Annotated in this window: 26 protein-coding genes; 18 read left to right on the forward strand and 8 right to left on the reverse strand. The window is 65.9% G+C overall.

Translation table 11 applies throughout. The annotated features are described in order from the left end of the window. Nucleotides 1–118: 118 nt before the first annotated feature. From MNOD_RS15110 to MNOD_RS15120, 3 genes are all read left to right on the forward strand, one after another. A complete protein-coding gene (locus MNOD_RS15110) occupies nucleotides 119–1,489 on the forward strand; it encodes a sigma-54-dependent transcriptional regulator (RefSeq protein WP_015929789.1) in 1,371 nt (456 codons plus the stop codon). Next, nucleotides 1,482–3,473 (forward strand): sensor histidine kinase, encoded by a 1,992-nt coding sequence (locus MNOD_RS15115; protein ID WP_015929790.1) that lies wholly within the window; start codon nucleotides 1,482–1,484, stop codon nucleotides 3,471–3,473. Before MNOD_RS15110 ends, MNOD_RS15115 begins: the two co-directional genes overlap by 8 nt. Before the next feature lie 452 nt (nucleotides 3,474–3,925). Next, nucleotides 3,926–5,722: a patatin-like phospholipase family protein gene (locus tag MNOD_RS15120; RefSeq protein WP_015929791.1), complete on the forward strand. Its 1,797-nt coding sequence runs from the start codon at nucleotides 3,926–3,928 to the stop codon at nucleotides 5,720–5,722. 138 nt (nucleotides 5,723–5,860) lie between these two features. On the opposite strand, the gene MNOD_RS15125 is transcribed toward MNOD_RS15120, so the two are convergent. The 3 genes from MNOD_RS15125 to MNOD_RS15135 form a co-directional block, all read right to left on the reverse strand. Continuing rightward, the gene (locus MNOD_RS15125) at nucleotides 5,861–7,045 is read right to left on the reverse strand and encodes an adenylate/guanylate cyclase domain-containing protein (protein WP_050783344.1); all 1,185 of its coding nucleotides are present in this window, start codon (nucleotides 7,043–7,045) and stop codon (nucleotides 5,861–5,863) included. Between the two features lie 44 nt (nucleotides 7,046–7,089). Next, entirely contained in the window at nucleotides 7,090–7,800 is a 711-nt protein-coding gene (locus MNOD_RS15130) for a hypothetical protein (RefSeq protein ID WP_015929793.1), read from the reverse strand. An 81-nt stretch (nucleotides 7,801–7,881) separates the two neighbouring features. Continuing rightward, nucleotides 7,882–8,178 (reverse strand): hypothetical protein, encoded by a 297-nt coding sequence (locus MNOD_RS15135; RefSeq protein ID WP_015929794.1) that lies wholly within the window; start codon nucleotides 8,176–8,178, stop codon nucleotides 7,882–7,884. Between the two features lie 242 nt (nucleotides 8,179–8,420). Here MNOD_RS15135 and MNOD_RS15140 point away from each other — a divergent pair, with 242 nt between their 5' ends. From MNOD_RS15140 to MNOD_RS15155, 4 genes are all read left to right on the forward strand, one after another. Then, nucleotides 8,421–8,870, forward strand: coding sequence for a MarR family winged helix-turn-helix transcriptional regulator (locus MNOD_RS15140; protein ID WP_015929795.1), 450 nt, complete (start codon nucleotides 8,421–8,423; stop codon nucleotides 8,868–8,870). Nucleotides 8,871–9,188: 318 nt separating this feature from the next. Beyond that, nucleotides 9,189–10,223, forward strand: a complete 1,035-nt coding sequence (gene cas7e, locus MNOD_RS15145; RefSeq protein ID WP_244424793.1) for a type I-E CRISPR-associated protein Cas7/Cse4/CasC — start codon at nucleotides 9,189–9,191, stop codon at nucleotides 10,221–10,223. Then, nucleotides 10,223–10,984, forward strand: coding sequence for a type I-E CRISPR-associated protein Cas5/CasD (cas5e, locus tag MNOD_RS15150; RefSeq protein WP_015929796.1), 762 nt, complete (start codon nucleotides 10,223–10,225; stop codon nucleotides 10,982–10,984). Before cas7e ends, cas5e begins: the two co-directional genes overlap by 1 nt. Before the next feature lie 122 nt (nucleotides 10,985–11,106). After that, nucleotides 11,107–11,352 carry a hypothetical protein gene (locus tag MNOD_RS15155; RefSeq protein WP_015929797.1) on the forward strand — a complete coding sequence of 82 codons (246 nt, stop codon included), beginning with the start codon at nucleotides 11,107–11,109 and terminating at the stop codon, nucleotides 11,350–11,352. An 88-nt stretch (nucleotides 11,353–11,440) separates the two neighbouring features. Here the strand turns inward: MNOD_RS15155 and MNOD_RS15160 are convergent, their stop codons facing one another. Next, a complete protein-coding gene (locus tag MNOD_RS15160) occupies nucleotides 11,441–11,953 on the reverse strand; it encodes a hypothetical protein (RefSeq protein ID WP_015929798.1) in 513 nt (170 codons plus the stop codon). A 1,786-nt stretch (nucleotides 11,954–13,739) separates the two neighbouring features. Beyond that, entirely contained in the window at nucleotides 13,740–13,952 is a 213-nt protein-coding gene (locus MNOD_RS15165; protein WP_043748774.1) for a hypothetical protein, read from the reverse strand. Between the two features lie 666 nt (nucleotides 13,953–14,618). Between MNOD_RS15165 and MNOD_RS15170 the strand changes: the two genes are divergently transcribed. The 3 genes from MNOD_RS15170 (at nucleotide 14,619) to MNOD_RS15175 (ending at nucleotide 16,168) form a co-directional block, all read left to right on the forward strand. Continuing rightward, nucleotides 14,619–14,801, forward strand: a complete 183-nt coding sequence (locus tag MNOD_RS15170; protein WP_015929800.1) for a hypothetical protein — start codon at nucleotides 14,619–14,621, stop codon at nucleotides 14,799–14,801. Between the two features lie 538 nt (nucleotides 14,802–15,339). After that, nucleotides 15,340–15,594, forward strand: coding sequence for a GCG_CRPN prefix-to-repeats domain-containing protein (locus MNOD_RS50635; RefSeq protein ID WP_083786431.1), 255 nt, complete (start codon nucleotides 15,340–15,342; stop codon nucleotides 15,592–15,594). A 388-nt stretch (nucleotides 15,595–15,982) separates the two neighbouring features. Next, nucleotides 15,983–16,168, forward strand: a complete 186-nt coding sequence (locus MNOD_RS15175; RefSeq protein WP_015929801.1) for a hypothetical protein — start codon at nucleotides 15,983–15,985, stop codon at nucleotides 16,166–16,168. Between the two features lie 186 nt (nucleotides 16,169–16,354). On the opposite strand, the gene MNOD_RS43310 is transcribed toward MNOD_RS15175, so the two are convergent. Both MNOD_RS43310 and MNOD_RS15180 read right to left on the reverse strand, forming a co-directional pair. Further along, nucleotides 16,355–16,525, reverse strand: a complete 171-nt coding sequence (locus tag MNOD_RS43310; protein WP_015929802.1) for a hypothetical protein — start codon at nucleotides 16,523–16,525, stop codon at nucleotides 16,355–16,357. A 117-nt stretch (nucleotides 16,526–16,642) separates the two neighbouring features. Then, a complete protein-coding gene (locus tag MNOD_RS15180; RefSeq protein ID WP_015929803.1) occupies nucleotides 16,643–17,533 on the reverse strand; it encodes a fructose bisphosphate aldolase in 891 nt (296 codons plus the stop codon). Nucleotides 17,534–17,990: 457 nt separating this feature from the next. Here MNOD_RS15180 and MNOD_RS15185 point away from each other — a divergent pair, with 457 nt between their 5' ends. The 8 genes from MNOD_RS15185 (at nucleotide 17,991) to MNOD_RS15215 (ending at nucleotide 22,140) form a co-directional block, all read left to right on the forward strand. Further along, on the forward strand, nucleotides 17,991–18,476 hold the full coding sequence (locus tag MNOD_RS15185) for an adenosine-specific kinase (protein ID WP_015929805.1): 486 nt from the start codon (nucleotides 17,991–17,993) through the stop codon (nucleotides 18,474–18,476). A gap of 612 nt (nucleotides 18,477–19,088) precedes the next feature. Further along, on the forward strand, nucleotides 19,089–19,283 hold the full coding sequence (locus tag MNOD_RS43315) for a hypothetical protein (protein ID WP_015929806.1): 195 nt from the start codon (nucleotides 19,089–19,091) through the stop codon (nucleotides 19,281–19,283). 57 nt (nucleotides 19,284–19,340) lie between these two features. Continuing rightward, nucleotides 19,341–19,553 (forward strand): hypothetical protein, encoded by a 213-nt coding sequence (locus MNOD_RS15195; protein WP_015928912.1) that lies wholly within the window; start codon nucleotides 19,341–19,343, stop codon nucleotides 19,551–19,553. A 180-nt stretch (nucleotides 19,554–19,733) separates the two neighbouring features. After that, nucleotides 19,734–19,991, forward strand: coding sequence for a hypothetical protein (locus MNOD_RS15200; RefSeq protein ID WP_015928911.1), 258 nt, complete (start codon nucleotides 19,734–19,736; stop codon nucleotides 19,989–19,991). A 36-nt stretch (nucleotides 19,992–20,027) separates the two neighbouring features. Then, nucleotides 20,028–20,318: a hypothetical protein gene (locus MNOD_RS15205; RefSeq protein ID WP_015928910.1), complete on the forward strand. Its 291-nt coding sequence runs from the start codon at nucleotides 20,028–20,030 to the stop codon at nucleotides 20,316–20,318. A 52-nt stretch (nucleotides 20,319–20,370) separates the two neighbouring features. After that, complete coding sequence (locus MNOD_RS48060; protein WP_015928909.1) at nucleotides 20,371–20,541, forward strand: hypothetical protein; 171 nt, start codon at nucleotides 20,371–20,373, stop codon at nucleotides 20,539–20,541. Continuing rightward, entirely contained in the window at nucleotides 20,538–20,765 is a 228-nt protein-coding gene (locus MNOD_RS15210; RefSeq protein WP_015929807.1) for a hypothetical protein, read from the forward strand. Before MNOD_RS48060 ends, MNOD_RS15210 begins: the two co-directional genes overlap by 4 nt. Nucleotides 20,766–20,805: 40 nt before the next feature. Continuing rightward, the gene (locus tag MNOD_RS15215; RefSeq protein ID WP_012631188.1) at nucleotides 20,806–22,140 is read left to right on the forward strand and encodes an IS1182-like element ISMno8 family transposase; all 1,335 of its coding nucleotides are present in this window, start codon (nucleotides 20,806–20,808) and stop codon (nucleotides 22,138–22,140) included. A 719-nt stretch (nucleotides 22,141–22,859) separates the two neighbouring features. Here the strand turns inward: MNOD_RS15215 and MNOD_RS15225 are convergent. Next, nucleotides 22,860–23,837 carry a LysR substrate-binding domain-containing protein gene (locus tag MNOD_RS15225; protein ID WP_015929809.1) on the reverse strand — a complete coding sequence of 326 codons (978 nt, stop codon included), beginning with the start codon at nucleotides 23,835–23,837 and terminating at the stop codon, nucleotides 22,860–22,862. Between the last annotated feature and the right edge of the window lie 346 nt (nucleotides 23,838–24,183).

The following is a 24,183-nucleotide window of genomic DNA, read 5'->3' on the forward strand; positions in this document are numbered from 1 at the left end:
CCCGCCGGCGCATGAAGCCGGCGGGCCATTGCATCGCCATTGGCGCGGTAATCCTCTAAGCACGTTTCGCCCCGAGCATGCTTGCGGCAGACCTTCCCGCTTGACCGATGGCGGTTCCATGACCAGCGGCCTAGACGCGACAGACGGCTCCCTTGCTCCCGCCGACCCGTGGCTCGCTCAGGCGCATATCCTCGTCGTCGACGACGAGCCGGGCATGCGAAACTTTCTGGTCCGCACGCTCGCGCCGCGCTGCGCCAGGGTCGAGGCGGTGGGCGACGTCGCCGACGCCGGCCGGCTGCTCGACTCGAACCATTTCGACCTCATCATTCTCGACAACATCTTGGGCGGCCGCACAGGGCTCGCATGGCTCGCGGAGTTGCGCCGCGACGGATTGTTCACGGAAGTCATCCTGATCACCGCTTTCGCGGATCTCGAGACTGCGATCGAGGCGCTGAGGGCGGGGGCGGCCGATTTCGTGCTGAAGCCGTTCCGCACAAAGCAGATCCTCAACGCCGTTGCGCGCTGCCTCGACCGCGCGGCGCTGCGGCGGGAGAATTTCGTGCTGCGCCGTCAGCTCGGGACGGCTCCGAGGTCGGAGGCGGTCAGCCGCATCGTCGGCACCTCTCCGCAGATGGCGCGAATCCGCGAGCTGGTCGCGCGCGCCGCCGCGACGCCGAGCACCGTGCTGATCACCGGCGAATCGGGGACAGCGAAGGAGATCACGGCGCGCGCGCTCCACGAGCAATCGCCTTTCGCCGACAGGCCATTCGTGCCGGTGAACTGCGGAGCGATCGCCGCAGAGATCATCGAGAGCGAGCTGTTCGGCCATGTGAAGGGTGCATTCACGGGCGCCGCCTCCTCTCGGGAGGGGTTGTTCTTCTACGCCCAGGGCGGCACATTGTTTCTCGACGAGATCGCCGAGCTTCCGCTTGCACTGCAGGCGAAGCTCCTGCGGGTGATCGAGGATCGCAAGGTGCGCCCGGTGGGCTCGGACCGTGAAATCCCGATCGACCTTCGTCTGGTCGCCGCCACCAACACCGACCTCGCCGAGCAGGTCGCGGCCGGGCGGTTCCGCGCCGACCTCTACTACCGGCTCGACGTGTTCCGCATCCATCTGCCGCCGTTGCGCGAACGGGTCGAGGACATCGAGCCCCTCGCGCGGATGTTCATGGAGCAGATCTCGTCGCAGCTCGGCCTGCCGCCGCTGCCGATCCGCCCGAGCGTGCTGCAGCGCTTCGAAGCCTATCCGTGGCCGGGCAACGCCCGCGAGCTCCGCAACCGGATCGAGCGTGCGCTGATCCTCGGCGCCTTCGACGAGCCCGACCCCGGCGCGCCGGCCGAAGCCCGGACCGATGACCTCGCCGAGGTCGAGAAGCGCCATATCCTGCGGGTGCTCGCTGCGTCCGACGGCAATCGGGCGGAGGCCGCGCGGCGGCTTGGCGTCTCACGCAAGACGCTCGACCGCAAATGCGCGGAATGGAATGCTTGAGCGGCCCCCGCGCGGCTGGCGGCTGCGCTCGGTCCGCGCACGCCTGCTTGCCATCGCGCTGCTGCCGATGGTGGCGGTGCTTCCGGTCGTCCTCGGCTTCGCCCTGTTCTGGTGGCTCGCCCAGTTCGACGCGCTGCTCGTCTCGAAGGCCCATGACGAGCTGATCATCGCCCGCCAGTATCTGCGCCGCATCATGGAGCGCAGCGGCGAACGGATTGCGGCGCTTGGGCAATCGGCGGCTTTCGCCGATGCGGGCCGCGCGGGCGGCCTCAATGCTCTCCTCGAAACGCGCCGGAATGAGCTCGGCCTCGACTTTCTCTATCTGACGACCCCCGATGGGGAGATTACGGCCGCGGCGCCTTCCAGTGCGAAGCCTTCGGCTGAGTGGCGCGTCGTCGGCGCCGCGCTCGGCGGCAGGCCGGAAACGGCGATCGACGTCTTCGACGCCGGCGAGATGGCATCACTCTCGCCCGACATGGCAGCGCGGGCGCGCCTCGATCTCGTGCCGACGCCGGCCGCCGCCGAGACCGACCGCAAGGTCGAGACGCGGGGCCTCATCATCCACTCGGCGAGCCCCGCGACGCTGCCCGATGGTCGCGCCGGCGCGCTCGTCGGCGGCTCGCTGCTGAATGGCAATCTTGGGTTCGTCGACACCATCAACGACCTGATCTACGCCCACGCCGACCTGCCCGCCGGCGGCCAGGGCACGGCGACGTTGTTTCTCGATGACGTGCGTATCGCGACCAACGTGCGCCTGTTCGGCGACCGCCGCGCGCTCGGCACGCGGGTCTCCCGGGAGGTGCGCGATGCCGTGCTCGGCGAGGGCCGCACCTGGCTCGACAGCGCCTTCGTGGTGAACGACCGCTACATCTCGGCCTATGAGCCGATCGTCGACAGCGCAAGCCGGCGAGTCGGCATGCTCTATGTCGGCTTCCTCGAACGCCCGTTCCGCCTGGCGCGGTGGGCGATGGTGGCGGCGGTGCTGGCCACCTTCGCGGTCGCGGCCGCCGTGACGGTGCCATTCCTGCTCAGGCTCGCCCGCGCGATCTTCCAGCCGCTTGAGCGCATGAACCGCACCATCGCAGCCGTCGACGCCGGCGATCTTGGTGCGCGCACGGGAACCGTTCCCTGCCATGACGAGATCGGGCTCGTGGCGCGTCGCTTCGACGAGTTGCTCGACCGCCTTGAAGCGCGCGACGCGGAGCTGCGCGCCTTTGCGCGCGAACTCGATGCGCGCGTCGAGGAGCGCACGCGCCAGCTCGAAGACACCCGCCGGCAACTGGTCATGTCGGAGAAGCTCGCCTCGATCGGCGAGATCACGGCCGGCGTCGCCCACGAGATCAACAATCCGATCGCCGTCATCCAGGGCAATCTCGAGGTTGCCCGCGAGGCGCTCGGATCGGCGGCGAACGAGGTCAAGACCGAGTTCGACCTGATCGATCAGCAGGTCCACCGGGTGAACATGATCGTCACACGCCTGCTGCAATTCGCGCGGCCGGAAGAATATGCGGGATATGTCGAGGCGGTCGCGCCCGCAGGCGTCGTCGCCGACTGTCTCGTGCTCGTCCGTCATCTCCTCGAACGCGCAGACGTCACGGTCGAGATCGCAGACGAGGCAACCCGCACGGTCGAGGTCAGCCGGACGGAATTGCAGCAGGTCGTGATCAACCTCATGGTCAACGCCATCCACGCCATGCCGGAGGGCGGTGTGCTCCGCCTCGAGACGAAGGATGAGGACCGCTCTGGCACTGACGGCGTTGCGATCAAGGTGGTGGACACCGGCGTCGGCATCCCGACCGACCAGCTGCGAAAGATATTCGACCCCTTCTTCACCACCCGCACCCATGGCGGCACGGGGCTGGGTCTCTCGATCAGCTACACGCTGATGGCGCGCTATGGTGGCGCGATCACAGTCGACAGCGAGGTAGGCCGCGGCTCGGCCTTCACGGTCTGGCTGCCATCGGTTCGACAGCCGGACGGATAGGCACGACCCGAGCAACCGAAGAGAGAGGATCGTGGCGCAGGCGACGATCGCTCCCGCGCCGCCTCGAGGCCCGTTCGCGCGAAGATGACGATCGATCCGGCGGCCATCATGGCCGCCCATGGTCGGCTGAACCGGACGCGCGGCCTGCTGGCAGCGAGAGCCGGGCCCGACTTCGTTGGGTCGGATCACGGCTCTCAGCTGTTGATTTGACGCGCTCCCTGACGCCGAACCGGCGTCCACTTCGGCGGGGAGCGCTCTAAGCGTAAAGACGCGCGTGCCCGTCGCGGTCGCCGGCGGAAGAAGCGGCAGAAGCGCGACCGTCAAGCTCCTCTATCCTGCCATGCTGTGCACGCCCTGCAGCGCATCCCGCATGTCCCGAGGCAGAGTTGCTTGGTGGGCGCCACCGCGGGGAGGTATGCTCGCCGCGTCCCATCAGCCTTGCGCGGTCAGCGATGAGCGTGCCCGACATCCCGTTCCTGGTCGGAGTTGATGCCAAGGCAGCCGCGGCGATCCGCGAGCGCATGATCCCCGTGGCCCTCCCCGGCGGGCGGACCCTGTTCGAAGAGGGTGAGTTGGGCGATGCGCTCTACACCCTCGTGACCGGAAGCATCGGCATCTCGACCCGGGACCCTCGCACGGGCGCGTTGCGGCGGATCGCGCGCCTGCGTCCGCCCGACACAGTCGGCGAGATGGCTCTCCTCTCTCCGGCCCCGCGCTCGGCCACGGCCACCGCCTTGCGCGACACCCACCTGCTCCGGTTGACGCGGCAGGCCTTCAAGGAGGTGATTGAGCGCCACCCCAGGATGCTGCTCTACTTCGCCGGTCTGCTGGCCGAACGTCTGCGGAGGGCCTTCGAGGGGCGCCCGCTCTCCCACGCGCCGCGGAGCTTTGCCGTGCTCGGCGTGACGATGGGGCAGCCCGTGGCCGCGTTCGGGCGTCGCCTCGCCCAAGCGTTTGACGAGATCCTGCCCGGCACCACGGGCTGCCTGACGGAATGGCCGGAAGGGGCGGACGAGGTCTGGTTCCACACCTTTGAGATGGCCCACGCCCGAACCATCTTCGTCGCGCACCAATTGGATTGCCCTTGGTGCCGACTCAGCCTGCATCACGCCGACCACGTGCTTCTGCTGGCTGACCCCGGCGAGGCGCTGCTGCCGGGAGCAGCGGCGCACCTCGCCCGGGTTCCGTCCGAGTGGATCCGCATGGATCTCGTGATCCGGCAGGAAGCCGGCGCAGCGCTGCCGTGCCAAGTGCATCCCACGGTCGCCGCGTTGCCCGTCTCCATGCGGATCCAAGTTCGTGAAGGAGACAGCCGCGATCATTGCCGGCTCGCACGACTCGCGAGCGGCTCCGCACATGGCTTGGTGCTCGGTGGCGGCGGCGCCCGGGGGCTTGCCCATCTTGGTGTGCTGCGGGCGCTGGATGAAGCGGGCTTCCCGATCGACTTGGTCGGCGGCACCAGCATGGGGGCGATCATTGCGGCGAGCCTCGCGACCGGCTCACCGCTCGACCAGATCCATGCCTGGGCCGTGGAGAATTTTGCAGGTCGGAACCCGCTCAACGATTACACGCTGCCCTACGTCGCACTGGCTCGAGGCACCAAGGTTGATGCCGGGCTCTCCCGCAGCTTCGGAGACGTCCGCATTGAGGATCTGTGGCTGCCCTTCTTTTGCGTGTCGTCGAATCTCACAACCGGGCAGGTCATGGTTCACAGCAACGGTTCTTTGGTGGAAGCCTTGCGCGCCAGCATCGCCATCCCCGGCCTGTTGCCGCCCGTTTGCACGGATGCGGGCATCCTGGTCGACGGCGGGATGATGAACAACCTTCCGGCCAACGTGATGGCGGATCTGGAGCGCGGGACGGTCCTGGCGGCCGATGTCGGCAGCGACCTTGCGTTCGACGGCGTCCAGAAGCGGAGCTGGCGCGGCCACCTGATGCGGCAGTGGCTCGGGGTGCCCGAGGCGATGCCGGCCATCGTCCCTCTGCTTCTGCGCGCGGCGACGGTCTCCGGCGATGCGCAGACGATGATGGCGGCCAGCCGGGCCACCGTGGTGCTGAAGCCGCCGCTGGCCGGTATCGACCTGCGAGCGTGGTCGAGCCTTGAGACGGCCTCTGAACTCGGCTACCGCCACACCTGCGAAGCGATCGCGGAGGGGCGCCTTCGGGAGTGGTGCAGCCCTCAGGGACAGTCTCCGGATCTGCCGTTGGCGAAGGTCCGTCTGGGGAATAATGTCGTGCTTCCAGTCTAGTAGCAGGATCTTCTTCGCGGGCGCTCGGAGCAGATCGAGGCGACAGTAACAAGGCCACAGTTGATCCACCCCCGGCGGCGGAGTGGTCCGGCCTGAAGTCTGACTTCGCGGCGGACATGGTTTGGGCATTCACGTTTCTCAGGCCCGTTCTGCAACAACAGCGAAGACCTCGTGCTTCCCCTCCAGCCCTTTGAGCTCGAACCAGCCGATGGTGCGGGTGACCGCGTGTGGCAGGGTTGAGGCGAAGGTTCCGGAGCAAACCACCGTCTCGCCGCTCGCCTTGGCGATCCCCTCCAGACGGCTGACCATGTTGACCGTCGGCCCGACCACGGTGAAGTCCAGGCGGTCGAGGCTGCCGATATTGCCGTACATCACGGGTCCCATGTGCAAAGCCGCGACGAAGGGGGGCAGATCATTGGCCCGGGACGTCGCGACGGCGCGCGACACGGCGCGCACGGCCGCCGCACAGGCCGCCATACGGCCCCCCTCCCCCACCCGGAAGATCGACAGGACGCCGTCGCCCAGGAACTTGAGAACGTCGCCTCCCTCCGCCCGCACGGCATCCACCACACCCTCGAAATAGTGCCCCAGGGTGGTCAGGAGTTGGGATGGCGGCGATGTGAGCGACAGGGGTGTGAACCCGCGCAGGTCGGTGAGCAGGACGGCCGCTTCGGTCTCGACAATGTCGCCGCGGTGGATCGCGCCGGCTTGCACGCGCGCTGCTGGCTCCTCGCCCAGGAAGGCGGCCAATAGGCTTGCGGTCGAGCGGCGCATGGCGATGGCTTCAAGGGCAGCCGAGAGGGGGACCGCGAGACCTTTGATCAGAGCGATGTGGCTCTCGGCAAACCCGCTGTCATGGCGCGTGGCGAATGTCGCCGCTTGGACAATCCCGTCGCCGAAGGCAACCGGCACCGCCAGATAGTCGGTAAATCCGGCACTCGCCAACTCATGGAGAATAGTGTGATCCTCAGGCCCAAGCCGGTCGAGCCGCCGCCGGAACCAGGTCCCGGTCCCGATGACATGCTGGACCGGGCTGCCGAGATAGGTGGAGGTATCGAGAAGGGTTCGGCTGAAGGTGTAGATCTCGGCCGCGGTCTCCGGCGTCCAGTTGGTGCCCCAGGCGCTCAGCAGCGGGTTGTTGACGCGCATGGCGATGCGCAGGCGGTGCAGCGGGACACCCAATGCGGTCAACCGCTGCGCGAGCCCCGAGGTCACCGCGATCGCATCGCCGGAGAGGCGCGCCGGACCGATCAACCACGCTGCGAGTTCTTCCGCCTCGCGTGTCCAATCGCTTGAAGCTGCGGTCCTGCCACCTGGGGTCATGGGGCCGATTCTAGGCCATACCTCAGCGTTGCGCACCTGCCCGCTCAGGCCATCGCCGGAGCCTCATGGTGGGTCTGATCGTGCTTCCAGACCAGGCGGTAGAACACGGCCAAGTGGGTGAGGATGAGCAGGGGCACCAGGAAGCACGGGATCAGCATCCACGGCAGGGTCGACATGATCGAGCCGTTCGGCTCCCCCATGAAGACCTGCAATGGGCCGGGCGACGAGACAACGCCGAGGACGACGGCAATCACCAGATCGGCCAGCCCGAGCGTGTTCCAGGCCAGAACCAGCCCGCGGTTCTCGCCCTTGCGGGCGGCCCAGGCCACGGGCACGGCGGTCAGGCCGACGATGATGTCCCCCCACCCGGCGGTGGGGGCAAAGGGAGCCGGCAGACGCCCGGCGGCGTAGAGCAGGACAAAGACCACGCCGATGACGCGGAGCACATTGACGCCGATGAGGGCCGGCAACGGGATACGATCCAGGACCTCCCTCAGGCGTGGGACAGTGAGAAAAACCAGAGCCAAGCCGATGACCGGCACGATCACGGCCGCGCCCAGGGCCGGGGTGCCATAGCCGCGCTCATAGTGCAGGGCGTAGGTCGCCCCAAGCACGACAACCAGCAGGAACCAGGCACCCAGGCCCGCCGCCACCTGCAGGCGGGCGCGGGGGGCTGCGGCGACAGCAAAGGTAAGGGTCGCAATCGTGATGGCTGCGCCAGCGGTCAACACGATGGCACCGATCAAGTCAAGCATGGGAACCTCCGTCTGGCGCCTCCTCATCCGAAGAGGCGATCAAGCGCCCCCACCGTTGCAGAAGGACAGCGTTTGGAGAGATCACCGCGACGGGACGTCGATGCGAGCACCCCAGACGTTCAGGGTCCGCTTTTCCTGCGAAGCCGGAGCCGGGATCTTGGGTTCAGCACGCTCGCTTGAGGTGAACGAGCGCGGCGAGCCAATCCCGCCGGTTGTCAGGGTGTCGAACCGGCGCGGGGCCGCCGTAGCGCTGACAGGGGCGGCCCGCCCGGGAACGAGGAACTCATGGCCCCAGGCTTTGAAGGTCTCTTGGGCGTAAGCCGGGGCGCCGAGGAAGGCGATGGTCAGAGGGATCAGGGCGAGGGAGGTGACGCGCATGGTTGGTCTCCGTGGTTCAGGGGCGGTCGCGTACCGGCTGGGGGATCCAGGGGCTCCGCGCTTCCGCAATGACTTGATATCAAGCTAAATGCCAACCCGATGTGCGCTTGCGCACATGGCTTGATATCAAGGCAAGTTAGGGTGCCGAGCTTGCCCCGGCCCATAGCCAGGTGCTGTTTGCAACCCTGAAGCAGCGCGACGGTTGAGGTTTGATATCAAGAAGTAGCCCTGCCCGTACCGCCATGCCCGAGCCCCTTGAACTCACCCCCGCTGTCGCCAAGGTCATCGGCGAGACGTGCATCGGAACGAGTGTCCAGCGCGCCGCGCGCAGCCTGGGCCGACTCTACGACGCCGCGTTTCGTCCTCTGGGTCTCACGGGTTGGCAGTTCTCGCTGATGATGAACCTCGCCCGTCCCACGCCGCCAACCGTCAATGAGCTGGCAGAGGCCCTCGCGCTCGACGCATCGACGGTGACGACAAACATCAAGCTGCTGGAGCGCCGCGGTCTGGTTGCGGTGCAGGTCGACGACGCTGACAGGCGCGCCCGGCGGGTCACGCTCACGGACGAGGGCCGGGCCTTGCTGACGCAGGCGCTGCCTCGCTGGGAGGAGGCGCAGAAGGCCAGTGTCGAGCGCCTCAGCCAGATTGAGCTTGGCTTGTTCCGCAAAGCCATGGCTGCTCTGTCTGAGTAGACCCGGCGATCTGGACGCCGCAGGCTCGGCGCGCCGGATACGGGAGGGATGCGCCACTGTCGGACGTTCGACCAGATCCGTGGGAATGACCGCGGCTGCTGCCGCGATAGCGGAACTCCATGAAGCGTCTCCCGCAATGCGCGGCGGGAGCCTCGGTCAGTCGCACTTGCCCGTAGGCCGCGACCAGATCGGGCTGTAGGCGCCTTCCTCATCCACGACGAGGACGGCAAGGGCTTCTCCCTCATCTGGTCCCGCCCCCAACCGCCGCAACGGCAACTGACCAACCACTCGTCGCAGTGTCTCAAGCGCCACTGGCGCATCGCGGACGACGAGCATGCGCTCTCGACCCTCGGCGTGCCCAATGCCGTGCGCTCGAAGGAGATCGTCGACCGCGAGATCGGCGAGCGTCTCGCGGCGAAGGGCATTGCGCCTGAGGTGGTCAAGGCCGTCGCGGACGAGTTCGCCAAGGCGCTCTACGGCAAAAACGCTGTCGACCCGAAGAAGCGTCAGGCCTTGGTCCTCGGCTGGCCGGAGGTGCGCTATCTGGCGGACGCCGCGGAGCGGGTTGCGGGGTCCGCCTCCGATGCCAAAGCCGCGGACGCAGCCGCCAAGGAATTCTTTGCGAAGGGCGACGGCAAGGCCAACCTGACGGCGCTGCGTGATCAGGGGCGGGTGCCCTTCGGCCTGGAGGTGGCCCTCTTCGGCCGCATGGTCACGTCCGACCCTGCCGCGAACAAGGATGCGGCAATCCATGTGGCGCACGCCTTCACCGTCCACGACGAGGAGCTGGAGCAGGATTATTTCACCGTCGTCGACGACCTCAAGCAGCTCGACGAGGACGAGGATGCGGGGGCCGCCGGCGTCTTCAATACCGAGCTCACTTCCGGCCTCTACTACGGCCACGTGGTCGTGGACGTGCCGCAGCTCGTCATGAACCTAGAGGGGGTCGACCGGACGGCGTGGCTCGCCGCGGGAACAGACCGCGGGCTCGCCGGGCGGGTGGTGGAGAACCTGATCCACCTGATCGCCAAGGTCTCGCCGGGCGCCAAGCGCGGCTCCACCGCGCCCTACGCCCACGCGGAGTTCGTGCTGGTGGAGATGGGGCAGCGCCAGCCGCGGACGCTGGCCAACGCCTTCCGTACCGCGGTGCCGCTGAAGGGCGCGAACTCGCTCCTCTCTGTCTCCAGCCGCTCCATCGCGGCGTTCCTGGATGACATGGACGAGATGTACGGCCCTCACGAGACCCGGCTCCTGGCCGCCCGGCGCGAGGGACGCCTCGATGGGGTGGAAACGATCGCCCTGCCCGAGATCGCACGCCGCGTGAACACCGCGATCACCGCCGGGCAGGTGTGATGCGCGAGCACCTGCTCCTCCTGCTCGAGGCACCGCTTCAGGCCTGGGGCGGCGTCCTGGTCGATGCCTATGGCCCAGTGGATGAGTTTCCGGCCGCAACCCTCGTCGGCGGTCTCGTCGCCAACGCCTTGGGCTACGATCGCGCTGACTGGCAGCGCCTGGAGGCTCTCCAGGAGCGGCTCGTGGTGGGGGCGGCCGTGCTGCGCCGCGGTTCTACGATCACAGACAACCAGAACGCCAAGCTTGAAAAAGGGGATGTCGGCTGGACGACGCGCGGCCGCCCCGAGGGGAGAGGCGGGGGAGCGGAGGCGTACAAAAGCCCTCATCGCCGCTTCCGCGACTACCATGCCGACACGCTCGCCCTTGTCGCGCTCCGCCTCGACCCGGAAGACGAAAAACCCGATCTCGACGCCATCGCCCACACCCTGGAGTGGCCCGAGCGCCCGCTGTTCCTCGGCCGCAAACCCTGCCTGCCGTCGCGGTCCATAGTCTGGCCAGAGCGGATGCGGGCCGAAACCCTCCTCAAGGCGCTCAACCTCGGCGCTGCGATGTTGGTCGCGGCGGAGAGCGCGAACCCAAAGCTCCGGCTTGAGCTCGATGCCGGGCCGTGGCGCGCCCGCTGGCCGGAGCGGGAGGGCAACGCGCCGAGCAGCCGCCTTGTCGAGGTGTGCGACGATCGCGACTTCCGCAACGACGTCCCTGTCGGCCTGCGCCGTCGCCGGGTTGGTACGATTGGCGAAGAGCGGGAGCACACGCCGTGAGCCTGCATCTCGTCTCTCTGCGTCCCAACCTGCCGCGTCTGGCATCGATGGGACGCGCGAGACCAAAGCAGTGTCTGCCCAGCGACAGCTCGGCACTAGCTAGGAGCCGTAGGTGATCGCCCATGCCAACTGTCGCAGACCTCCGCACCACCAAGCGCCTCACAGACGAGCAGCTCGATGCTGCGGTAATGGCCTACCTCGCCGACCCCTGTCCTGGCCCCCGCCGGATCGCCGAGGGCTTGACCCTCGACATTGCGGCGGCCGTAGCGGATTTTCGCCAAGCGGCAGAGGCGATGCGGCGCAAGGACGTCACCGTTGCGCGGCGGGTCGCTGTCCGAACCGCAATCCTGCTGGCGCGGCCGTCCTAACCCGCGGCACGCTCGCTCACAATAAGGTTGGGCCGAGGATCAGGATTGGGCACAGGTGTGGCCACTGGCACGGCATCTCTGCGCTCGGTCAGGCGACTTCAGCTTCGATCCCGAGCCATTCCTTGATCTTGCCCATCATGGTCCGATCCGGCGTCATTTGTTCGGGCGCACGCTTGGCCCGGGTCAGCCGTTCGCTCACCTCGTCCTCACCCAGGAGGCTGGCCTGACGGCCGATGGCCAGGGCCCCTTCGAGCACCGTCAGCCCGTCCTCGAAGCTCAGCGCTGCCTCGAATGCGTGGGCGTCAATGTACTTTTGGCGCAAGCGCTCCACCTCGGGCGTGTCTGCACAGGCCAGCCGGGTGACAAACGGCAGCAGCCGCTGGCGTTGCACGTCATCCGCTTGGTCGTTGAGCAGCATTGCCAAGCGGCAGATGGGTCGCGAGAAGCAGCGCGGCATGCTGCCGACCCGCCACACCGGCTGGTAGGGAAACCCGGCCGCGACGATCGCGGCTTCATTGATGCAGGTGCCGCCGTCCGGTCCTGGGAACCGGTGTGATCCGGCCTTGAGGCTCCAATTCAGGATGTAATCGAACTGCGCCATGGCTCCCTCCATGCCGCCCTTTGAGCAGTTTCGCGCTCCGCCGCGCGCCGTCAATGCGGACCATCCAGGCCAATCAGCCGGACAGGCGCTTTCCACTCCCATCGCGCCGATCTCGAAGATCTGCCAACATCCTACGCGCATCGCCGCCGGCTTCCGGCGACCGAGGGGACGCAGTGATTGCCTTGCCCGTACCTGCTTCCGCGACCACTCCCCGGGTCGGCCCTCGCCTTCATCGTCTGCCGCCGTAAGCCCGCCTGGAGGCTTAACGTTCTCCATCGTTGGCCGGTGCTGCCGGCATATCGAGAAGTACGATCCGGCAGGAAACCGCACTACTCGTCCTCGTCGCCGGGATTTCGGGCGGGTCTCCAGGGGCACAGCCCGCGCCTGACTCCATAGGGGCCAGAGTAGTCGAGGTCGCCGGCCCAAGGATGCGCGCGGATCGCCCATGGGTCGACATCGTCGATTCCCATGACCGGATGGGTTCTTCGGGCCAGGACGGCCCACCGGGGCGGTACTGGTCTGGACACGACGGGATAGGGCCTCCGGGCCAGAACGGTCTGCCGGGGCGGCATCGGTCTGGAGGCCACAACAGGATGGGTTCTTCGGACCTGGACAGTCTGCTGGTGCAGCACCGGTCTGGAGGTCACGACGGGATGAGTTCTTCGGACCACAGCGACCTGCTGGTGCGGCACCGGTCTGGAGACGCGTTCCGCCTGACGCGAGCGGAGAACGGGCGGCGACGGACGCTGCGCGACCACCCGCGCAGGCCGCCGGACGGTGGCGATGGTGCGGCCGCGGGCGGGCGGGCGCTTCGCCTGCCGCCGGACCGCCTTCGGGGATGCCGGTGCTTGCGGTTGCTCGACCTCCGGCCGGGCAGGCACATCCGTCCCGGACGGGGCTGTGGTGTGGGTCGGCGGATCGGTCCAGGGGGTCTGTGCGGCCAAGCCGGGTACGCCGGAGAGCAGGAGCGCCACCACGAGGGCAATTCGGCATTTCACCATGAGCACGCCCCTTCCGTCACGAGAATGACCGGGACCCGACGGCATAATAGCTGACGGACCGCTGGCCGTCAGGCGGTTCGATGACCGCCCCTGTTCCTGCCGCGCCCTCCTCCGCCACAGAGGTCGCCGGCTCTCGGCCGTTTTGTGCCACCTGCCGAGTGGGCGAGGCCATCCCAACGGAAGGAGCCACTGAGCTTAGTTGGGACATAGATTGGGCATCGATGGACGGCTCATCAAACGGGCGGGGTTCAGAACAAACAACCCGCTGGTGAGACCAGCGGGTCGGAATGCAGTAGTCCCGCCGTCTGAGACCGGATCCTTAAGATCTAGCTGCGCTGTAGCCGTGAGGCGAGGAGCTGCTTGGCGCGTTCAGCCCGCTGCTGCTCCTGCTGATGAACCTGGCGGAAGAAGTTAGCGAGTCCTGATCGCTTCCCGCGTCGCTGGCGTACTTTTGATAAAGCTCCGCCCCTTGCAGTGCATGATAAAGCACGCTGACGAGATTATACTCGGGATTACCAGTGCCCGTGGTGCTGGCTATGAGACGGCATCCTCTCATGACGGTAACACAGTTGGAATTCTGGCGCGGCAAACAAGTTCCTGCGCGCCCGCGCAAGCCAGCCGAATCAAGCGTGAGTTGGAGAGCGAGGCTTGGCGGCTCTCGCGCACGGCCTCGCCCGCGGGTAGCGTCCCGCCATGTTCGACTCACCCATCCTCGATGCACCCTCCCCCACTGTCCTCGAATGGAGCCGCGGGCTGGTGCTCCTGTCGCTCGTTCGCCTGTCGCCTCAGTGAAGCGTGTGAGGATTGCCCGCCCGTCGCTCATCGAGCTCGGCCTGGATGTAGGCGAGTATCTTCAGCGACGAGGCAAGCTCAGTGGCGGCCTTGCGCGACAGTCCTGTTTGCTCCCGCCCGTTGACGCGGGCCGGCTCGCCCGTGTGTGCGCAATAGACGCCCCAGCCTTTACGGGCCTTGCGCACGGTGAAGCGGCGATTACACATGGCTCCCCCCATTTTTCCTTCTTATTGGTTTGGTGCACGCCCACATCTGAAGCAGGTCGCCGTCGGGGAAGAGCTCCGGCTGCCCCCGATAGGCCAAGGTCGCCGGACACGTCGAGGCCGAAGCCGCGCATCGTCTCGCCTCCGCCGAACTCTGCGCGGGCCACACCCACACCGAGATTGAGCGCATCGCAACTGCGACGAGAACCTGAAAGCGGAGGATCTAATCGATGGGCTTGGGCGCTGGCGGCGTGCGCGCGGCAGTCTGGGGCGATGGGACAATCACGGCCATGAGGCGTTCTCCCGGCTGATTGCGGACGGGGCCGATCGACGCGCCGGGCACAGGGCCCGACCGATTCCGGCTCTTGCTCTTAACCTTTCGGTGTGCAGCCTCTGCCGACGGAAAAGGCCACGGTTGGCTGGCGTGATGGCAACCCGCGTGCCAGGGCGTTGGGCCGGCAAATAATTTGTTAAGATGTTGTGAAAGGGAGAAAATTTCCGATGCCGGAGGAGACCCGGCCCGACCCCGTTCCGGATTCCCGCACAAAGCTGCGGGACTAAGTGCGGAAATCCGCAATGACGATGCGAGCGAGAACTTCGCCGCCATCGGCAGCCGCTCGGTCCCAAATACCGGGCAGGTCAAGATCCTGGTACGAGGATTGGAGAGTGATGGGCGTACCAGATTTCGCGGCCGAGGAACGCCTGCTGCATCAGCTCGAACGCGAGACCCGCGCTATGACCGAGCGGGTGAAGCAGATGCTTTTTGAGAAGGGACGGCCCGACATCGTCGCCGACGTGGAACGCAATCTGTGGGATGTGGAGAGGGGCGTCAGCCAAGCCCGAAGCACCTGACACAGCATCTCGCCGGCTCAGCGGCGCGTGCTGAAGGCCTCAGCGAGGGCCAGTGCCTCGTCCGAGAGGGCGGCAGCAAAACGGTCTATACGGCTCACGGCGAGCCGCCCGCTCTTTGTCGTGTCGCTCGCCTCGCCACGGTCCGCAATCTGGCTGCCCGCGGTCTGGTCGATTGGGACGGCGGGGCATTCGACCCCGAGCGGCGCGCCGTGATCAGCGAGCTAGGCCGGTTCGTGCTCGCCAAGGGCCGCCCAGGATCTCAGTGTGGATGATCGGAGGAGACTGAGGCTTAGCTGACATCGCTGCCGGCCGACTAGATTTGTGAGGTGCACGCGTTCGAGCGTTCTCCACCTCTCGAGGCATTTGGGCGAGACACCCAGAAAGGGTAATGGTCAACCTGAAAATCGAACGGCATTTGGCGCAAATGGGCAAACAAGTCTTAGAGGCGCTCACTTTCTCTTGTGCGTCGCCGGTTGCGCTCTGTGCGCAACTCTGACAAGATTCAATGGTGGATATCCACTTGAAAGAGGCATGACCGATGAATGCATTGTTCTTTGCGATCGCCCTGTTCATCGTGATTGTGTCGGCACCTTTCAGGGCTGAAGCCCTTCCGGTGTCATCAACTGATCTGATTGGGTCTTCGACAAAAGTCACTCCCGTGGCAGGCGGATGCGGGCCTGGGTGGCATCGAGGTCCGTACGGTGGCTGCCGCCGGCAATGGAGACCTCGGGGCGGGATGTATCGTTGCTGGTTTGTCCGCACCCCCTACGGCCCACGTCGGGTTTGCCGCTAGAGGCCTGGATAAAAGCAAGAGAAGCCCGCCGCGGTTGGATCGGGCGGGCCAAGAAGTACCAGCACTCGAGGCCCGCATGATCGCCGAAGCCGAGCTGACCCCGTGTTTGCCGTCCTGGGCACACCCGGGACGGCAGACCGTATCCGAGAGGCCGAGGCGGTCGGGATTACTGTGAGGATCGGGGGAGAGTGAGGCTTGGCGGCTCTCGCGCGCGGCCTCGCCCGCGGGTAGCGTCCCGCCATGTCCGACTCACCCACCCTCGACGTCCCCTCCCCCCACCCTCCTCGAATGGAGCCGCGGGCTCGCCAGCCTGTCGCCCGGCTAGGTCCCCTGTCCTGGCTTCCGGCCCGACGAATGGGTCGAGACGCTCGCGAACTGCCGGCGCTTCGTGGACGACTTCGGGCCTAAGGCTGACCGGCTCGGCTGGGACACCATCACCCTGTTCGGGGTGCATCCGAAGTCCGGCGTGATCCGCGGCGACTGGTCGAGCGTGCTGCTGTCGTCCACCTACCCGGTCCTGGAGGTGCGGGCCGACTTCATGCGGAAGCACCTCTGGATAATCGTCGGTTCGTAAGACTGCGCCGGCTGAGCGTCGCGCGGCACGCCGTGGGAATGACCGTCGGTTGGCCATTGAGCACCCGCGCCGCCAAATTCTGAGCCTTGCGGCTTCATGCCCAATCTGCTTTCAAGTTTCGTATGCGCGGTGCAGTATTTCAAGCGCCACTGACCGCGCCGCGCAGCCAGTGCCCGCTCGCAGCGGCTACACCGTGCACGAGCGCGTGTGCTTCATGTGCTCGAGCGAGGTCGGGACGATGACGCAGTCGTGGTGGCCGCCGTTGCTCGGCCAGATGCCGACCAGCTCGTCGGTCTCGGCATCGATGAAGGCGATACCGCTGGACAGCCGCTGGAAGCCGCTGAACACGCCCACCACGTATTTGCCGTCGTAGGTGACACCAACTTCGCCAGCGGTATCAAACTCGACGATTAACCACTTCAGTGGGGGCTGATCACATGACTACTGCCTCATAGTGCAATGATCGATTTACAACTACTGCTTTGCGACCGAGGCCACGTAGATCTGCTCGATCGCCCCGGCGAGCGCCGCGTCGAATTCCGCATCGCTCATGGTGACCGTCAAGCCCTCGGTCAGCGCGCGCGAGAAGCTCGCGATCACGCCGTGATTGACGGCAAGCCGCTCGCAAGCCTCCGCCCGCGAGTAGCCGCCCGACAACGCAACGACCCGGGCCACGCGCGGATGCCGGGTCAGCGGCGCGTAGAGGTCCGTCACGTCGGGCAAGGTCAGCTTCAGCATCACCCGCCCATCGGGCATCGCGTCTAGCGCCTTCGTCAGTTCCGTCAGGAGGATCGCCTCCGCATCCCGCTTGCCGGGGCTCTTGATCGAGACCTCCGGCTCGACGATCGGCATCAGCCCGTGCGCGGCGATCCGGGCGGCCACGTCGAACTGCTGCTTCACGACTGCGGCGATCCCGTCGCGTGACGGCCCGTTGATGACCGAGCGCATCTTGGTACCGAACACGCCGAGCTTGACGGCGCGCGCGAGGAGCGGGTCGAGGTCCGGCATCGGCTTCATGAGGCTGACCCCGTCTGCCTCGGCGGCCAGCCCCTTGTCGACCTTGACGAAGGGCACTACGCCGCGCTCCCTCCAGAGATAGGCCGGGACGGGCTTGCCCGCGGCGGACCCGTTCATCGTGCCCTCGAACAGGATGGCGCCCATCACCTTGGCGCCCGTGAAGGCGGGCGCGGTCATGATGCGCACCCGCATCGCGTGCATCAGCGCGAACATCTCGGCTTCGCCGGTGTAGGCGCCGTCGGGGATGCCGTAGAGCCGCAGCGCACCCGGGGTCGACCCGCCGCTCTGGTCGAGCGCGGCGATGAAGCCATCGGCCGCCACACGCGCCGCCATCTCGCTCTGGGACATGGTCTGCACTCCTGTAGGAGGATGCGCCGCCGCCCGCCCGGGCGCAAGACCCGATCGCCCGCCCCGACCGATACGGTCAAGGCCGGCGACGCGCCTGGCTCCCGAACCGGATGTCAGGCAACTTTGATCAGGCCGCCTTCGCGACGGACTGGCGAGCGGCCACGGTCGCGAAGAGCAGGTTAAAGGGCGTTGTCACGGGAATGGTTTTTACTTGCCGCCAGTGGGGTCGCATCATTGCGCGCCTGATGCAATTTCAACGCCTTAGCGAACCGTCCGAGGGCCGCGGACGGGCCCAAAACAGCCTCTACTTGTTAGATGTGACAACGCCCGGCTTTGAAAGGTCAGACTGGACGTGTCTGTCGCGCTGGCCTCGACCGCCGCTGCCGCCTGTGGCGGCTTGCAATCACCTTCCGGCGGCCTACCATGCATTGCGTTGCCACCGCCCAAGAGCGCAGCCATGGAACTCACCGTGGTGCCTATCGTCAAGCCGGATGCCGCCAACTTCATCTTCGGCCAGTCGCATTTCATCAAAACAGTGGAAGACCTCCACGAGGTGCTGGTGAGCGCGGTTCCGGGCATCCGCTTCGGGCTGGCCTTCTGCGAGGCCTCCGGTAAACGGTTGGTGCGCTGGTCGGGTAATGACGAAGCCGCCCTCGCTCTCGCACGCGACAATGCGTTGGCCATCGGCGCCGGCCACACTTTCCTGATCTTCCTGGGCGACGGTTTCTTTCCCCTCAACGTGCTGGCTGCGGTGCGCGCGGTACCGGAGGTCTGTCGCATCTATTGCGCGACGGCCAACCCGACGCAGGTAATTGTCGCGCAAACGGAGCTGGGCCGCGGCGTGCTCGGCGTCGTGGATGGCGCCTCGCCGTTGGGTGTCGAAACCGACGCTGATATTGCGTGGCGGAAAGATCTATTACGAAAAATCGGCTACAAGCTGTAGTGGTCGGATGAAGCCGAAATCGACAGGCCGGTGCGGACAATACGCTGCCCACTCGAGGGCGGACTCGTTGTGCTCCCCTTCAGTTTTGTCGAGTTTGGCCCAACGGAAATGCCGATGGGCGGATCAAGCGCCCGCACCTAGCGCAAATTCGATGGTATTCAGTTCTTCGCATGAATCCCGCTTTTCCGGCCTCGGGTGACCGGGCATTCGCTGCTTGCCAGAGCGGGCCGGAACCGAACGCAGCCGAAAACCGCGGCCGTGCTTATTCGGTGATTACTTCTGATCAAAAGACCAAAGTCGCCCCGGAGGGCGTCATCTGAAATTACTTGCTATGCCAAACTGTTATGATGGTTGCGGGGATAGGATTTTAACCTACGACCTTCAGGTTATGAGCCTGACGGTTGCCAACCAGTTCTCATCCTCATCTGCTCCGGCGCGCCAACCTTTTCAACGGTTTAGCTTGTTTGCGGTCCTCTCCTGTCCAATGAGTGGTCAACAAGCGGTCGTGGACGGCGGTGGAATCAGCCACTCACGCGACGGCTACCGCCCAGCATCAGGCTGCAAGTTCGGTTCGCACTCGCGCGCGGCCACGCTCGCAAGTAGCGTCCCGCCATGTCCGACTCACCCACCCTCGACGTCCCCTCCCCCACCGTCCTCGAATGGGGCTGCGGGCTCGCCGGCCTGTCGCCCGGCCAGCCCGCCGTGCCCTCTGGCTTTAGGCCTGACGAATGGGTCGAGACGCTCGCGAACGGCCGGCGGTTCGTGGACGATTTCGGGCCGCAGGTTGGAGCATTGCGCTCCTCCTGAGGTGTAAGGCAGAACATTGCTCCGCCGGTGGGTAGCCAGACGGGCGAAAGGCTTCGCATGACCCAGGACGAACTCGAGCGGCTGCTCATCGGCCTACAGCCCGGCCAGGAAGCATGCATTCACCACGACGTGTACGCCAGCCTCTTCCCGCCAGGTGAGCCGGACGATGGCGCCCGCGGGCGATTCTACGAATTCGCTCGGCGGTATGGCTGCACGATCATGAACGATCCGCCTCACGACGAGATCTGCTTCCGCAGGGCTTCCGATTAGCAGGGCTCCAGCCCGCCTAGTCGGGCGTGCTGATGCCATGCGTTTACCCGGTATGGAAGGTGCGAGAGGAGGTCCTGCGGGTGCATCGTGCCGCGATAGCTGAGATCCAGGCTTTCGAGCGCGCCAGGGGGCGCCCTCCACAATGAGCGCTGCTGCCCCATCCGCCCAGTGAGGAACCCGATGACCGAGGACCGTACGATCGAGTACTCACCGCTCTCTGGCCCCGTCACACAGGCCGGCATCACCGTCGATGTGAAGATCTTCCGTTTCCTCGGCACAGGCGATCCCTGGACCCTGGAGGTGGTGGATCACGAGGGTGGCTCGACCGTCTGGGATGAAACGTTTTTGACCGAGCACGCAGCATACGAGGCTTTTCGAAACGCGCTCGCCCAGGAAGGGATCGGCTCCTTCGTCATGCCGCCGGAAACCCGGCACTGAATGCGCTGCTACCCGAGCCACGAGCGGAGAGCCTCCATGAGAGCCACGATTGCAGCCATCCTTCTCGGCACATTCGGCGCTGGTGAAGTTGCTGATGCACTGGCCCAGGGGTCGACCGAAGTTCCTATCCAGCGCGACCTCCAGCGCGAGCGGCGACTTGAACGAAGGCTCGGGCGGGACCGCCCGCCGGCCGTTGATCCGAACGTGACCCCGGACAATCCCGATGGGGTGGTGGGCTTTGACGGACCTCCCGGCATCTTCGGCAACGATGTCGAAGACAGCGGACCGCTGCCGCCAGGCTCGCCGGCTGACATCGACGAGGATTGAAAGCCGTGCTTTCCGATTGTGCCGACCGCTACACCGCTGAGGACCCTTCGAAGTGATCAGTCGCGGGATCACCGCCGCCCTCGGCATCGCCATCGTCGCCACCGCCCTCGTGTGGCTGCTGGTGATGCCTGATGAGCCGGAGAAGGCGCTCCAGGATGGAGCCGGCGCTGCGGCTCTCGCCACCCTCATCGTTGGCGCATCGACCAGGCGGCGTATGGAATGACGCCAGCCGAGATGCTCAGCGCGCGCCTGAGCGCGATCGAAAATGCCGTCAAGCGCATCGCAGAGGGCCAGGCGGTCGCGGCCGAAGCTGCCGAGGTTCGTGCCGCACTCCTGGACGTGCTGGACCTTGTCGTCCGCAATCCTGGCATCGATGCAGCCGTGGATGACCTGTACCGGAGCGTGCTCGCACTCATGGAGGCGACAGCTAGGAGCCTGTCCGAGTAAGCGTCTCGACGGCGGGGCGCGGAGGTGATTCACTCGGCCCATGGCCAAGGTGTTTCGCTCCTGGGATGTCGATCAAGGCTGGCTGCTGCCGCCCTCGTTGCATGAGTTCGTGCCGCCCGGGCATATGGCGCATTTCGTGCGCGACACGGTGCGCGAGGCGCTCGATCTGTCAGCCATCCTCGACACCTATACCGAGGAGCGCGGCTATCCACCCTACCATCCCGGCATGATGGTGGCGCTCCTGCTCTACGGCTACAGCCGCGGCCTGTACTCCTCGCGCCAACTCGCCCGCGCCTGCGAGGAGCGGGTCGACGTTATGGCGGTGACCGGCCTGAACCGGCCCGACTTCCGCACCATCGCCGAGTTCCGCAAGCGTCATCTCGCGGCGCTGTCGGACCTGTTCGTGCAGGTGCTGCGGCTGTGCCAGGCGGCCGGGCTGGTGGGCTTTGCTCATGTGGCGGTGGACGGGACCAAGCTGAAGGCCAATGCCTCGCGCCACAAAGCGATGAGCTACGGCCGGATGAAGACGACCGAAGCGGCCTTGGCGGCCGAGGTCGAGGCGTGGCTTGCCCAAGCTGCCGAGATGGATGCCGCTGAGGACCGCGCGCACGGAATGGATCGGCGCGGCGACGAGACGCCGGACTGGATGGCCGACAAGCAGCGGCGGCTTGCTGCGATCCGCGCCGCCAAGGCCGCCCTGGAAGCCGAGGCCGCCGATCCGCCCGCCCCTGAGGACGAGAGCGGGCCGGGCGCCTCGTCGGGCATGCGTTGGCAGGGGCGGCCCCTGCGCGGCGAGGACGGCGGCCCACCCGACCGGGCACAGCGCAACTTCACCGAGCCGGACAGCCGGATCCTGCCCACCCGCGACGGGTTCGTGCAGGGCTACAATGGCCAGATCGCGGTCGATGCGGCGCATCAGGTGATCGTGGCGCAGCGGCTCGTGACCAACGCAGCCGACTATCGTGCCCTGGTGCCGCTGATCGACGACGTCTCTGCTCATCTCGGACGCAAGCCGCGCGAGGTCTCGGGCGATGCCGGTTTTGCCACCGAGGCGAACCTGACGGCGCTCCAGGCGCGTCGGATCCGGGGCTACCTGCCGCCCGGCCGAGCGCGTCACGGCGAGGCCCATGCGGCTGGACGGCGCAAGCTGACGAAGATGCCGCTGATGAGCGCGATGGCTCAGCGGCTGAAGCGGGCTGGGCGCCGGAGCCGCTACCGCCTGAGAAAGCAGGTGGTCGAGCCGGTCTTCGGGCAGATGAAGCAGGCCAGAGGTTTTCGGCAGTTCCTGCTGCGCGGTCTTGAGCAGGTCCGAGGCGAGTGGGCGATGATCTGCACCGCCCATAACCTCCTGAAGCTGGCGCAGGCCGCGCGCTAAGCCTGTGGCGCGGAATCCATCCGCCCAGATCTCAACCTCAATCCCAACGCATCAACCCGTTACTCGGACGGGCTCCTAGTCAGGATGGGGTTGGTGCGCGGCATCTCAGGCTGCTGACCGAGGCTTACACCCGTTTCAGGCAGAGGCTCGCCGCTTAGAAGCCCCTTCATCCTTATGGAGGAGAATGGCGAGCGTCCGGGCGTCGGACACCGGAGGCAGCGTGAGGAGCACGCCGTGCCTACTGGCTCTGTTCTCGCTGGTCACCCTCTGGGCCAGCAGCCTGGCTCTGCGCGGCCTCGTGCGACCCCGACGCGCCGCCTGGTATCCCAAAGCCGAGGTCACCTTCTCCGACGCGCTCGCCGCCGCGCGAAAGGAACTCTGGACCGCGCAGGCTTTCTCAACCTCTCGGGACGCCCGAGACAGGGCGACAATCCCAAAAGCCCTCTTTGATCGCCTGGCCGACGCTGCTTGTCACCAGCCTGAAAGAGCCAAACTCGAGCTGAGAGCCGGGAATCCAGATCGACTGCAATCCGTATTCTTCATAGATTACATCCGTCAGCCGTGCGCCCTCGGGCGGCGTCCAGTCCACGGTATCATAGGCAATCGCCGGCGGATGGTGACGTGCTCCCCTGAATTCCGGCCGGGGATAAGTTGGGTCCAGCGCCTGAGCCTGCGCCCCGTGACCGCGTGGTTCGAAGACTAAGTGCGGCAAAGCCGGGTCACAGAGTCTGCCCGGTCGCCGCCCCGTGCGACCGGTGTTGTTCCGAGTCTGCAAGATTCATGAGAACGAAATCTATGAACTCCTGCACATGCGGCTTGTCCAAAGATGCCCGGTTCACCTTCAAATAGTATCCCCGGTCAACCCGGAGAGGGGCGTCGAACAATACGCAGAGCGCGCCTTCGTCCACCAGCGATCTAACGAGGTGACGCCACCCCAGAACGACTCCCTCTCCTTTGACCGCGGCGTTCAGAAGAAGCGGGTAATTGTTGCTGGTCATGATGGGAGAAAAGTGCGGCATATCGAGACCGTTCGCGTGAAACCAGCTAGCCCAGGTGATCGGATGCCAGCCAATGGCTTCAGCGGTCCAATGCTTCCGGTGCAGCTCCAACAAATCCGCGCGTCCGAGACTTTGGGCGTCCGGAAACGGCCCATGGCGTTCTAGATAGGCTGGGCTGCATACCGGCTGGACGACTTCCGGAAAGAGATAATAGAGACACTCTCCAACCTCACAGCGTTCGTTTCCAAAAATAAAAGAAAGATCGACCTCGTCGAAGTTTCTCAATGTATCATCCTCGTCAGAGGCCAAAAGAACGAACCTGACGTCCGACCGTTCGGAACGGAACCTGTCCACGAAGGGTTTCAGCCAACAGGCGATCGCTGCAAGGGTGCCCGAACAGGTGATGACGGGAGGACCGGACGACGCATTGAGGCCGTTGATCGCGTGGCAGATTATGTCCAGCCCGTCACTGACAGCAGACAAGAGCTGTTGCCCATTGGACGTCAATTCTAAGCTGTTGTGCTTGCGGACGAACAAGGTAGCGCCAAGTGATTTTTCGAGTCCGCGAATCTGCTGGCTGATGGCGGCTTGAGTGACGTTGAGCTCGTTCCCAGCGAGGGTAAAGCTGAGATGCTTCGCTGCGACTTCGAAAGCGGCGAACGAACCAAGGGAGGGAAGATAACGGCGCTTGAGTGACATACAGCAACATGCTCACGAGGGGAACATGGCAACATCATGCAGATTTGTGTGCGCAAGACCAGCTAACTAGCGAACTATCGTCATCCCGCATTCCCCTCTTTAGCTGAACCGCAAGCTCTGCATTGAAACCAGGCCATATGCCGCAAGCTCCTATCGCTGCTGCGGCGCTGGCACCGTGCGTGATCGTGCAACGCTGATCCTTCTTCGCCTTCGCGGCCGACCGGCACCCTCGACGGCAAGGCTGTGGACATGACGCTTCACCAGGGGCGAAGCTTGGATAACGCTCACGCGCTGCCCACAGGCCCGCAGCTGCAGCAGCAACAGACAGGCCTGGTGGCGTGACGGG

It is taken from the genome of Methylobacterium nodulans ORS 2060, from assembly GCF_000022085.1.
Taxonomy (GTDB): Bacteria; Pseudomonadota; Alphaproteobacteria; order Rhizobiales; family Beijerinckiaceae; genus Methylobacterium; species Methylobacterium nodulans.

Bases quoted from the DNA above. Each gene is read 5' to 3' on its own strand.
- MNOD_RS15110 (WP_015929789.1), top strand. From the start codon at position 119: ATGACCAGCGGCCTAGACGCGACAGACGGCTCCCTTGCTCCCGCCGAC.
- MNOD_RS15115 (WP_015929790.1), top strand. From the start codon at position 1,482: ATGCTTGAGCGGCCCCCGCGCGGCTGGCGGCTGCGCTCGGTCCGCGCA.
- MNOD_RS15120 (WP_015929791.1), top strand. From the start codon at position 3,926: ATGAGCGTGCCCGACATCCCGTTCCTGGTCGGAGTTGATGCCAAGGCA.
- MNOD_RS15125 (WP_050783344.1), bottom strand. From the start codon at position 7,045: ATGACCCCAGGTGGCAGGACCGCAGCTTCAAGCGATTGGACACGCGAG.
- MNOD_RS15130 (WP_015929793.1), bottom strand. From the start codon at position 7,800: ATGCTTGACTTGATCGGTGCCATCGTGTTGACCGCTGGCGCAGCCATC.
- MNOD_RS15135 (WP_015929794.1), bottom strand. From the start codon at position 8,178: ATGCGCGTCACCTCCCTCGCCCTGATCCCTCTGACCATCGCCTTCCTC.
- MNOD_RS15140 (WP_015929795.1), top strand. From the start codon at position 8,421: ATGCCCGAGCCCCTTGAACTCACCCCCGCTGTCGCCAAGGTCATCGGC.
- cas5e (WP_015929796.1), top strand. From the start codon at position 10,223: ATGCGCGAGCACCTGCTCCTCCTGCTCGAGGCACCGCTTCAGGCCTGG.
- MNOD_RS15155 (WP_015929797.1), top strand. From the start codon at position 11,107: ATGCCAACTGTCGCAGACCTCCGCACCACCAAGCGCCTCACAGACGAG.
- MNOD_RS15160 (WP_015929798.1), bottom strand. From the start codon at position 11,953: ATGGCGCAGTTCGATTACATCCTGAATTGGAGCCTCAAGGCCGGATCA.
- MNOD_RS15165 (WP_043748774.1), bottom strand. From the start codon at position 13,952: ATGTGTAATCGCCGCTTCACCGTGCGCAAGGCCCGTAAAGGCTGGGGC.
- MNOD_RS15170 (WP_015929800.1), top strand. From the start codon at position 14,619: ATGGGCGTACCAGATTTCGCGGCCGAGGAACGCCTGCTGCATCAGCTC.
- MNOD_RS50635 (WP_083786431.1), top strand. From the start codon at position 15,340: ATGAATGCATTGTTCTTTGCGATCGCCCTGTTCATCGTGATTGTGTCG.
- MNOD_RS15180 (WP_015929803.1), bottom strand. From the start codon at position 17,533: ATGTCCCAGAGCGAGATGGCGGCGCGTGTGGCGGCCGATGGCTTCATC.
- MNOD_RS15185 (WP_015929805.1), top strand. From the start codon at position 17,991: ATGGAACTCACCGTGGTGCCTATCGTCAAGCCGGATGCCGCCAACTTC.
- MNOD_RS43315 (WP_015929806.1), top strand. From the start codon at position 19,089: ATGTCCGACTCACCCACCCTCGACGTCCCCTCCCCCACCGTCCTCGAA.
- MNOD_RS15195 (WP_015928912.1), top strand. From the start codon at position 19,341: ATGACCCAGGACGAACTCGAGCGGCTGCTCATCGGCCTACAGCCCGGC.
- MNOD_RS15200 (WP_015928911.1), top strand. From the start codon at position 19,734: ATGACCGAGGACCGTACGATCGAGTACTCACCGCTCTCTGGCCCCGTC.
- MNOD_RS15205 (WP_015928910.1), top strand. From the start codon at position 20,028: ATGAGAGCCACGATTGCAGCCATCCTTCTCGGCACATTCGGCGCTGGT.
- MNOD_RS15210 (WP_015929807.1), top strand. From the start codon at position 20,538: ATGACGCCAGCCGAGATGCTCAGCGCGCGCCTGAGCGCGATCGAAAAT.
- MNOD_RS15215 (WP_012631188.1), top strand. From the start codon at position 20,806: ATGGCCAAGGTGTTTCGCTCCTGGGATGTCGATCAAGGCTGGCTGCTG.
- MNOD_RS15225 (WP_015929809.1), bottom strand. From the start codon at position 23,837: ATGTCACTCAAGCGCCGTTATCTTCCCTCCCTTGGTTCGTTCGCCGCT.